The organism is Clostridia bacterium (assembly GCA_036562685.1).
In the GTDB taxonomy this organism is placed as follows: domain Bacteria; phylum Bacillota; class Clostridia; order Christensenellales; family DUVY01; genus DUVY01.
This window is the reverse complement of record DATCJR010000087.1, coordinates 1-11,669: the sequence shown is the minus strand read 5'-3', so window position 1 is coordinate 11,669 and position 11,669 is coordinate 1. Positions and strand designations below refer to the sequence as shown.

The 11,669-nt window shown below is 31.0% G+C and carries 7 protein-coding genes and 2 pseudogenes; all 9 read right to left on the bottom strand.

The window, feature by feature from the left end; all coding sequences use genetic code 11:
- Window positions 1-162: 162 nt before the first annotated feature.
- Complete coding sequence (locus VIL26_03810; GenBank protein HEY8390058.1) at window positions 163-558, bottom strand: DUF3899 domain-containing protein; 396 nt, start codon at window positions 556-558, stop codon at window positions 163-165.
- Window positions 559-580: 22 nt separating this feature from the next.
- Complete coding sequence (locus VIL26_03805) at window positions 581-1,864, bottom strand: ATP-binding cassette domain-containing protein (protein HEY8390057.1); 1,284 nt, start codon at window positions 1,862-1,864, stop codon at window positions 581-583.
- Window positions 1,848-2,702 (bottom strand): annotated as a pseudogene (locus tag VIL26_03800) (ABC transporter ATP-binding protein). The gene VIL26_03805 and the pseudogene VIL26_03800 overlap by 17 nt, the downstream one beginning before the upstream one ends.
- 927 nt (window positions 2,703-3,629) lie before the next feature.
- Window positions 3,630-4,013 (bottom strand): annotated as a pseudogene (locus tag VIL26_03795) (ATP-binding cassette domain-containing protein).
- A 3-nt stretch (window positions 4,014-4,016) separates the two neighbouring features.
- Complete coding sequence (locus VIL26_03790) at window positions 4,017-5,519, bottom strand: ABC transporter permease (GenBank protein HEY8390056.1); 1,503 nt, start codon at window positions 5,517-5,519, stop codon at window positions 4,017-4,019.
- Window positions 5,519-6,481: an ABC transporter permease gene (locus VIL26_03785; GenBank protein ID HEY8390055.1), complete on the bottom strand. Its 963-nt coding sequence runs from the start codon at window positions 6,479-6,481 to the stop codon at window positions 5,519-5,521. Before VIL26_03785 ends, VIL26_03790 begins: the two co-directional genes overlap by 1 nt.
- Window positions 6,482-6,627: 146 nt before the next feature.
- Window positions 6,628-9,081 carry an ABC transporter substrate-binding protein gene (locus tag VIL26_03780; protein HEY8390054.1) on the bottom strand — a complete coding sequence of 818 codons (2,454 nt, stop codon included), beginning with the start codon at window positions 9,079-9,081 and terminating at the stop codon, window positions 6,628-6,630.
- 433 nt (window positions 9,082-9,514) lie between these two features.
- A complete protein-coding gene (locus tag VIL26_03775) occupies window positions 9,515-10,570 on the bottom strand; it encodes a glycoside hydrolase family 5 protein (GenBank protein ID HEY8390053.1) in 1,056 nt (351 codons plus the stop codon).
- Window positions 10,571-10,671: 101 nt separating this feature from the next.
- Window positions 10,672-11,669 (bottom strand): LacI family DNA-binding transcriptional regulator (locus VIL26_03770; GenBank protein HEY8390052.1); only part of this gene is annotated, 998 nt, incomplete at its 5' end.

Sequence of the window (11,669 nt, the reverse complement as noted above, 5' to 3'; positions counted from 1 at the left end):
ATACACCAGCACCGTATAAAAACGGTATTAAAGCCAGAAGTTCGGGCTGAATAAAATCTTTCCAATTCATAAAAAAGTCACTCCGTTTGCCCGTTCCGGGCTAATATATTTTATGACGAAGTGACTTAAAAATTGATAATTTTTTTGTTATTAGCTTATATCTTAACTATAAATAAAAAATAATATTACAAATAAAGCTGAAAGCAAAAGATAAAAGCCTCCTACAAAAAGTAAAAATAAAAAGCTCGTTTTTTTATTACTTCTTTCTTGTCTATATTCAAAATATGTTTGTCGCGTTTCTCTTTTTTCTCGATTAAACAATGAAAAAAAATTTTTGAATCCAAAAACAAAAATATCAAAAGCACCTTCATTACTAACAAAGATTAAGGAGCCTAGTCCAAAAATAATTATTCCCGCCAATAAAAAACCATTACTTAATATCTCAAAAATATCAAGCAAATTAGATTTTTCAAAAAGATTTTGGCGAAAAAAAGCTAAAAAAGAAAAGCAACCGCCAATTGAAAAGGTAATTACATATTTTAATATTTTGTTTTTCATTAGTGCAAATACCTAAATTGCATTATTCTGAAAGCCCAATTTCTTTTTTGTATTTCTTATATTCAGTTTCATTGCAATATACAAAATGACCTTGTTTTATTTCTCTCATTTTAGGTTTATCTACAGAATAATCATGTTCATCTGGATTGTATATTATTCTCTTTCTCTGCTTTTCATAATGAGGATCAGGAAAAGGAATGGCTGATAATAAAGATTTTGTATATGGATGTAAAGGATGAGCAAAAAGTTCATCTGAGGACGCAAGTTCTACCATCTTACCAAAATACATAACACCAATACGATCTGAAAAATATTTTACAACAGACAAGTCATGCGCAATAAATAATATTGTTAATCCTAATCTATGCCTTAAATCATTAAGTAGATTTATTACTTGTGCTTGTATAGATACATCTAGAGCACTTACTGGTTCGTCTGCAATAATAAGTTCAGGTTCCAATATTATAGAACGTGCCACACCTATTCTTTGTCTTTGTCCACCAGAGAACTCATGAGGATAACGTGCCGCATGTTCACGAACTAGACCTACCATTTCAAGTACTTCGTAAACCTTTTGCTCAATAAATTTTTTATCTTTTATTCCTTTTACAATTAATCCTTCAGCAATAATATCCTTAACAGTCATACGAGGATTTAAAGATGCTATTGGATCCTGATAAATCATTTGAATCTTAGTGATCAAACGCTCTTTTTTTGCTAATTTTAATTTTTGTCTTTTCTCTTTTTCATTTTCAGGTGTATGTGGTAAAGAATTATAATGTTCTTCTATTTTTTTAATTTTTTCTTGAACATAATCTTTATCACAATATTTATGATCATGTTTTGCTAAATTGATCTGATCAATATTGTCTTTAATAACTTTAGCTAAATTATCTTTTTCTGCATTAATAAGATTTTTGAATTTAAGTTTTACTTCATTAATTTTTTCATTATTAAAGCCTGAATTACTCAATTCTTTGAGTTCATTTTTCTCTTCTAATTTTAACTCTTTAATTGCGGCATAAGTACTTCTTTTGGCATTTTTTATTGCCTCTCTATATGAACGAGTTCCTGCGCAAATTCTTCTTCCTTTAAAATAAACATTACCAGATGTTATATCATATAATTTGATGATAGAACGACCTGTAGTAGTTTTTCCACAACCAGATTCACCTACGAGTCCAAAAACTTCACCTTTTTTTATTTCAAAGCTTATATTATCAACAGCCTTTAATTCGGAATCACCTAATTTAAAGTACTGACTCATATTTTCAACTTTTAATAATATATTATTGTTGTCCGCCATTTTTGATTTCTCCTAGTTTTTTCATTCTTTGAATACGCTCAACTACTATTTTCGGTGGCTCTACCTTTGGAGCATTTGGATGCAATAACCATGTAGCTGCAAAATGAGTATCTGATATTTTAAACATAGGCGGCTCTTCTTCAAAATCTATCTTAAGAGCATATTTATTTCTTGCTGCAAAAGCGTCGCCTTTAGGTGGATATATCATATTTGGAGGTGTCCCAGGTATTGCTTCTAACTTTTCTTTTGTATCCAAATCTGGCATGGATGATAACAATGCCCAAGTATATGGATGAGCAGGCGAATAGAAAACATCTTCTGCTGTACCATATTCAACAATTTTTCCTGCATACATTACAGCTATTCTATCAGCCATATTAGCAACTACACCTAAATCGTGCGTTATAAAAATAACAGAAATTTGTCTTTCTCTTTTTAATTTGTTTATCAATTCCAGTATTTGTGCTTGAATAGTAACATCCAATGCTGTAGTAGGTTCGTCACAAATCAAAATATCGGGATTAGCTGCAAGTGCTATTGCAATAACAATTCTTTGACGCATACCGCCCGAAAATTGAAAAGGATATTGCTTGAATCTTTTTCTTGGCTCTGAAATACCTACTTCTTCCATGAGTTCTAATGCTCTTTGCTTTGCCATTTGAGGTGTTACTTTATATACAACTCCAGAGGCTTTTTCTTTGATGAAATCAATAATTGCTACTGTAGCGGCATCAAAATCTACATTATTATCCATGTTTATGTTTTTTTTGTAGGAGTCTCTCAAACGAATAATAATATTTTTTATATCTTCAATTATTTTATCTAAGTCAATAATATCGGCAGGTATTACTTTCCAATCAGGAGTTTTTCCTTTTTGAACTTTCTTATTATATTTACGAGTTTGATAATCATATCTCTTAAGTTCTTTTTGATTATTTCGTTTACTTTTTTTATAAAAATGAACAGCATCCATCATGCTTGATTTAAAAGTTAACGATAAGCTTTCTTTTTTGACGGATAGTTTGTTAATAGAATTTTGAGCTAATTTAACAAGACTATAAGATAAATTTTTAAGTTCGTTATAAGTAATATCTTTTTTGGATAATATATCCAAAGCTTTATCAAATTCATTAATAGAAGCTGTTTTATTCTTAATTGAGTTCTCATATGAATAAATTATAGCTTTTTTTGCTGTTGCAATAAAATCTAGCATAAAATTATCATCAAGATATTTTCTTAAATAATCATTTAATTCAGCTATAGGCATATCAGGCAATTCTTTATTGCCTTGTGAAAAATAATATCCCATTCTAAAGAAATTGGGCTTTTCACTCTTTAATGCGCTATCAAATATATTTTTTATATGATTTAGAACTGATATTAATTCACTATTATCTTTATCTACATTTTTTGATAATAAATTTAATTTGTTAAGATTAAATAAAATATCATCATCTTTTTTCAAAAAGTATGTATTAAAACTTTTCTTAACAAACTTTATAACTTGCAATATCTCATTTTTTACATCTTTTAAATTCTTTTTGCTTAAATCTTCAAGAATATTATCAATTTCAATAATTGCATGATTAGCTGATTCAACTGCAGAGTTATAAGGCATTTCTAATTCTAAATGCTTATAAATGAACTTTTTGAAAGTATTAATTTTTTTGGCATTTTCTTTCTTTATTTCAGCATTAGAATTTCCATTTGTTGCCAAATTCATATAATAATTTAGATTTTTTAATGTTTGCTTTAATAAAATCTTAGCTTCTTTTTGTCTAGCTTTACCCTTTATAATCATTGCTTCAGTAAGTTGATTACCTACTTTCATTATAGGATTTAAGCTTGATAAAGGATCTTGGAAAATCATGGCTATTTTATCACCACGAATTGAATGAAACTCATCTTCGGGAATTTTCATTAAATCTTTTCCGTCATAAATGATTTCACCACTCTCTACAATTGCGTTAGGAGCTAATATACCCATTACCGCTTTTGCAGTTACTGATTTACCAGATCCAGATTCGCCTACAATAGCTAAGGTTTCTCCTTTATATAGTTTAAAGTTAATATCTCTTACAGCCTGGACTTTTCCGTTATTTGTTCTAAATGAAATACGGAGATTTTTTGCTTCTAGTATCTTTTCCATAGTTTACTCCTCTGCCCCTCTAAGTGACGGATTAAATGCATCACGAAGTCCGTTACCAAACAAATTAAATGAAATCATAAGCAAAGATATTACTAATGCCGGGAAAAAGATTACATGAGGATAAGTCGACAAATAACCTTGCCCGTCAGCAAGCATAGATCCAATGCTCGTAATTGATCGTCCATTTAAATTTACTATTCCCAAATATGAAAGCATAGATTCCGAGAATATAACACTTGGAATAATCAAAACTGTTGAGGTTATCGTTGTACCCAATGTATTGGGAAAAATATGCTTAAACATAATTCTACTATCTTTTGCACCCAAAGTTCTAGCCGCTAGAACATATTCCTGTCCTTTAAATCTATAAAATTGAGTACGAACTCTATATGCAATACCAATCCAACCTGTCATAACAAACGCAAACAGCAAAGCAACAATTGGCGGAACAATATTGGGTGATACCAAGTAAAGTTGGAACAAAGTAGCAACAATAATGAAAGGTACATTATTAAGAACATCTGATACACGTTCCAAAATTAGGTCCAAAGCTCCACCATAATATCCTTCTACTGCTCCATATAAAGCTCCAATTATAAAATTAATAATGGATACACCTACAGCTAATAATAACGATACTCTTGCACCATATGCCAAACGAATTAAAATATCTTGGCCATAATTGTTAGTACCAAAAGTAAATTTAGGTTCATGACCATATTTATATATATAATAGTTGTAATATAAAACTCTAGTTTGTAAGGTAGATTTATCACGCTGAATAAAATATTTTACATTACCACTTTCATCCCTAACATATATATCTTGATATTTTCCTTCTTGATCAAAAATAGCATAACCTCTTTCATCAGTTAAATACCACCAGTTAGCATTAGATGTATCAAAGGTTAACTTTTGATCTACCATAGGATATAAAATCTGAAGACCAGTTTTTTGCTGATATTCAAGGATTTTATTATAAGTTTCTTCATTTAAATTCAAATATACAAAACCCACTTCAAGATATGAATCGATTTTTATATCTCTATATGTTTGACCTTGTTTTTTATATGTTTCAGCTTTGCCTTGAACAGCACTATACTTGGTAAAAGCACCTTTAGTCATATCAATATTATCACCATTGATATCTTCTGCGCCAACTCCTATAGCATATAAGTTTTCATAACCTTTATTACTTAACTTCTTTTCATAAGTTCCTGTAAATATTCCAAAATTAGATAAGAAATCATTTTTTGGAAGCATATTTTTATAAACAGCATCAGCATATGCCATATCATATTTTGAAAACATAGGAACAAAAATTGAAAATAACACAATAAACAATATAATGAAAGCTGCAACTATAGAGGCTTTGTTCTTTCTAAATCGATTAAAAGCATCTTTGAAATAGCCAATAGGCTTTGTATCAAATTTTTTATCATGCAATTTTTCATCTATTTGTGCAAATTCGAATTGCTCTTTGGGTATATTTTGTATATTACTCATTATTTCTTTCCTCCCATTCTAATTCTGGGGTCGATAAATCCATAACTTAAATCTATCACTATTCCAGATGCAAGCCCAATAATAGTATAAAACATGCTTACAGCCATAAACACATTATAATCTAGTTTATTAATTGAATCTATATACAAGCTTCCTATACCAGGTATAGAAAATATTTGCTCAATAATCAGTGAACCGCCCAAAATACCAATGAACATTGATATAATCATAGGCAAAATAGGCACCATCGCATTTTTTAAGGCGTGCCTTAACGTTGCCTGTCCTCTCGACAATCCCTTTGCTCTTGCAAGCAACATAAATTCACTGGTTAAAATTTCTGTTAATTCTGCTCTTGTAAAACGTGCCAAACTAGCAATTGTACCAAAAGAAAGAGCAAGTATAGGCAAAATCATTGAGTGAAACATTGTCCATGAAAACCAACTATTGCCTGCTTCAGATAACGATGCCATTTGGATAGGAAACCATCCAAGCTTAAAGCCAAGAAAGTATTGAACAACAAAGGCATATACATAAGACGGCACAGAAATAAATACCATAACCAAAGTAGAAATCAAATGATCTTGCCATTTGTTCTTTTTTAATGCCGCAAAAATTCCTAAAGCTATTCCTAAAGGTATAGAAAAAATTAAGGAAAAAAGATTAACCAAAACAGTAGGTAATAATCTGTCAAATATTACATCGTTTACACTTGTAAGATACTGTATTTGAAATGATGTTCCCCAATCCCATTTGGTTATAATATTTTTCAAATATATAACATATTGAACCAAAATTGGTTTGTCATAGCCCATTGCAGCACGACGCGCTGCTTCAATCGCTGCTTTAGGCCCGTTTAAGATAGGTTCTGGTTCAATCATCTTAATAAGAACAAAGCATATCGTCATAATTATAAAGAAAGTCAAAAACATTAAGCCTATTCTTTTTAAAATATATTTTAACATTGTCACTCCTAAAACTCTTTTTATATTTATAAAAACATATAAAAAAATAATATATTTTTATAAGTATTTATAAACATAAAAACTTGAAAATCTACGGAAGCAAAATGCTTCCGTAGTTTTCAATTTTTAATTTTATTACTTATTTTTTATTCGTAACTTAATTGTCCACCTTCAGCTTTTACATAAGCAGCCCATTCAGCATCAGTATAATTATAAGTTAAGAATCTAATTCCACCGTATTCTGCCAATACTACATAAGTTGTAGTAGCGTAATTAACTTTTTGAGAATACATAGAAATTTCAGTTGCACTTGCTACCGGCACCATGTGATAACCGTTAAGCAGATTATATTCTAGAGCAGCCAAAATTGTAAGCTTAACATCTGCGCTAGCAAAATAATATTCTCCAGTTTTCGTACCGTCAGATACTACTGATTTTTGCCAATCATAATATGTCTTTTCTATAGTCTCAACTTCACCATCACCATCAAAATCATAAGTGATTGTAAATTTTTCTTTTGTAGGATCAAAACCATATTCATTAATAGGATCAGCATAAGCAGGATCAGTATAGCAACCTATGTATTGATAAGGATAGAGATAAGCTCCGCCCCAAGCACCATACATAGCTTCAACTTTACCTTCTCCTATAGCACCATATCTATCTTCATGGGCTTTATATTCGATAACAATCTTTCCATCTAAACTTGTACCCTTGGTAGCGGCATTAAGTGCATCTTGGATGAAGTTCATTTGAGCTGTCAATTCTGCAGTGATAGTTTTTCCAGCATAAATATTAATTCTAACAGTGTCACCGTCTTCTATATCACCAGCCGCCTTAGCCGCATTAAAGGCTTGTTGGAACAATTTCTTTGCTTCTTCCAAATCATAACCGGTAACAGCTTCATAAGCTTCATCAAGAGTCTTGTATGTTTTATCAGATCCGTATTCAATTCCGTACAAATCAGTTACAACTTTCTTAGCTTGATCAGTATCACGATATCTTGAATTAATGTTATTTTCCATATCATAGTAGTACATTGAATTCAACAATGAATATGACGGCTTATATCCAGCTGTAACATCCTGTGCAAATTTTGCTCTATCAATTGCTAATGAAAAAGCTTTGCGGAAATCATCATACAACAAAATTAATCTGTTTCCAACGCCGTGAGTTGTAGCATCATTTTGAATGTTTGTTAATTTTGCTCTATCAGTATTAAATACAAATCTTTGAGTATATGTTGTATCTGTTTTCAACAAGTAATCACTATAACGATATTTGGACATATCAGTAGATGTCAATGAAACTGTATCAAGCTTACCTTGAACAAAAAGCTGTAATGCTGTAGTATGTTCTTTTATTATCTGACAGCTGATTTTAGTTGTTTGGAATTGACCCTCATGTTTACCATCTGTATAACCATACCAATTTTCATTCTTTTCCAAAGTAATTTGCTTATCCAATTGATATGCTGTAAGTTTATAGGGGCCATAAGACATATAGGTATCTACAGAAGTACCGTAATTGGTTACAGTCAAATCACCTTGAGTTTCTTTTCCAGCTTCATATAAAGGTTCATAAACCAACCATAAAGAAGTCATTTGAACTTTGAAATTCCACAAAGAAATAGGTGTGGCCATTATTAAGGTTAATTTGTAAGGATCTTTTGAATCATCACCAATAATACCGACATTGTCAAAGTCATAAGAATCGCTATAGCCATCAAAGTATGCACAGAATTCTTTCCAAGCCTCAGGATTATCATCTCCAAAATTTGAGGCAAGTGTCAACAAGTCGCTTAAAACTTCTTCCTTGTTTTCTTCAGTGATTTCTACCCAGCCATATGGATTGTGTTTATCTTCCCATTTTAAATACAAGTCAACATCATCGCTATCATCATCAGGAGTTCCATTATCATCAACAAAATAAGTAACATATCCTGCATCATAGTAATCTTTTGCTGCTCTACCAAAGAAATATGTTGTTCTAAGTAATGAAAAATACAAAGATTTACCAGTTATATCTGTATATTCTGTGTCACCATCAACATTTTTAGCGACATCTATATAAATAGGTGATTCAGATTTGAAATAATTAATTGCATTAGCTATAGCACCATCGCCCTGAGTATAACTATTTGCACGATAATTTTGCATTTTAGGGTTAATTGCTTGTTGCAAAGAATAAACATAATCATGAGCAGTAATGGGATCACCGTTAGCCCATTTTGCATTAGGATTAAGTGTCAATTCCCATGCATATCCTTCAGTTGCATCACTAGGCACACCGTATTTGGTGTTTCCTGCATATTGAGCAGTAACATCTTTGGGATCACCTACTGCCATTTCATCTTGGAATTTATAGCCAGTTTTTGCTTCATTTAGAACAATATCATAAAAGCCAATTTCTGTATATGAAAAAATAAAAGAATCGGCGTTAGTTTGCCAAACATGATTGTTCCAGGTGCTCGGCGAAGCACTCAAATAAGTATTATAAGTATAGCTTTTTGTTTTGGCTTTATTGTCTTTACATGCAGCAACACCAAGCAATAACGAAGCCATCAAAAGAACACTTATAACTTTTGATACTCTTTTCATTAAAAAAACCTCCTAAAAATTTTAACTTAGTTTAATATATGTCTAAGCTATATGCTTATACCATTGGAATTATAATCATCTATTACTTTAGAAGACTAAAGCTTTTTTTTATACCTTATAATACCACGATATATAATTAAAATCAATAATGTAATATTATAAAATGATATAAATGTAATTATTATTTCTTGTATATGCTATAATCATTACTTATAGTAAGGTTTTCACTATAATTAATAATTATGCTTGTATTTTATATTTATACAATTTTATACATTATTTAAAAATAATCTAAAAGACTTTAATCTTCTAGATTATTGAATTCTGTATTTAAAGTTTACTAATTATAAATCAATTTTTAATTGTTGTAAATATTAAAAATTAATTTTCTAATGTTAATTTTTGGAATTAACTTTAAAAATCAAATCAATTATCATTTATTAGTATTATCATCAACATAACTTCTTAGGCGTGCTCTAACAAATTTTCCGCTTTCAGATAGCTCACTTTCTTGCCAAACGCCTGATTTTGGATTAAGTGTAGTGGTTCTTAATAATGCAGCTGAACTTTCTCTTTTTGCAGCCATAGACCAGTTACACCAGCTTATTTTATGTTCATCCAAAAAATCTAGCCATGTTTCAGCATCAGATACTCCACCATCCTCAGGAGTAAGATAAACAGGTCCATTACCCGTATTATTAGTTACTCCCCATTCAGTGCAAAATACCGCAACACCGCCATTTAAGGCTGAAAGAATATTATTTCGCAACTCTTCACCATGACTGCCAGCATAAAAATGTACTGAATACATCAAGTTATCGCCTTGTATTGGACTTTTAGCGCAAAGATCAGGCCTTTGAGACCAACAAGGATTTCCAATAATAATTATATTTTTTGAATATTTTCTAATCAAATCAACCATTTTTTGAGCATAGGGCTTTATATGTTCCCAAAAAGTTTCATCATCGATATCATAACTATTGGGTTCATTCATTATTTCAAACATAACATTCTTTTTCTTGCCATGCTTTTTAGCCACCGTTGTAAAAAACTCTTCAGCATATTGATAAGTTTTATCGGTCGGATCTCCAGGAGTAAGCACATGCCAATCCACTATCACATACATATCATTGTCAGTTGCCAATTTTATCGCTTTATCTATATTATTTATAGTCGTTTCTTTCATGCCGTTGTAACCATTATCTTCGCTCGGTACATAAACAGCCAACCTTATAACATTGCATTTCCAGTCTTTTCTCATGGCTGAAAATGCATTGTTATTGAGTAAGTTTTGAGTATCTTCCCCTACAACTACTCGGTTAAAGTTGTATGTACTCATTCCTCTTAAAGATATAAAGGCTCCTTTTTGATTTGCTAGCCGCATTATACCATTTTCATCCTTTATTACCTTTAATCTGCCGTTAAGGCTTACTCCTGATTGAGGAACTTCTTTACTAGTTATAGAACTGCATGCGTTAACAAAAATCAAACTAAAAATTAATATAAAACAAAATAATGCTTTAAATATTTTTTTATTAAGCATAAAATTATCCTCTATTAAAAAATAATAAGAAAATTAATAAAAAATTTTTAAAGTTTTCTAATTGAACCGCGTTGAATTAATTGAGTAGGAATTTCAATATTGTGGTTTGATTTTGACTTATTGGCTATATCGTACAAAAGAATTTCAGCGGCAGTTTTACCAATCAAGAAAGCATCCTGTCTAACAGTTGTAAGCGGAGGTGTAAAATATGGAGCAATTTTGATATCATCGTATCCCGCTATCGATATATGCCAAGGAATAGACAAGCCCATTTCATAAGCTGCTTTCTGCGCCCCAAACATACAATAGTCGTCAGAAATAATCACACATGAAGGCGGATCAGGCAACTTAATAAGCTGTTTCATTTTATTATAAGTTGTATCTATAGAGTAGTACTCGCCTTCAACCAAATACTCTTCACGAAAAGGTATATTATATTTTTTAAAAGCGTCTTTATATCCCTTTATTCTTTCATCAGTTACGCAAGTATGCTGTCCGTGTATAAAAGCTACTTTTTTATGTCCCATTTCAAAGCAATATGAAGTAAGACTCATAAGCCCATTATAGTTATCAGAATACACACATGAAAACTTATCGCTAATATAATCAATAGCAACTGAAGGAATTTCTGATTCCAACAATTCGATTATTCCATCATCATTATAATCCACGCACGCCACCATGACCCCCTCCAATCTACGATGACGCGCGTGTTCTATATATGACTCACCTGCTCTTGAGTTTCTTGCTATAAATGTGAGGTCATAGTCATTACTCTCCATTTCGCCTCTAAAAGCACTCAATATCTTAGAGAAAAACGCATGACCAAAACCATTGTTAGTAGCATCATCAAATAATATTCCTATATTATAAGAATGATTAGTCTTGAGTGTTCTGGCATAAAAATTTGGACGATAACCAAGCTTTCTAGCCATTTCTCGTATATATTGTTTGGTTTCGACACCTATATCAGGACTGTCGTTGAGTGCCTTACTCACCGCACCTACCGAAACACCACATTTTAAGGCAATATCCTTAAGAGTAA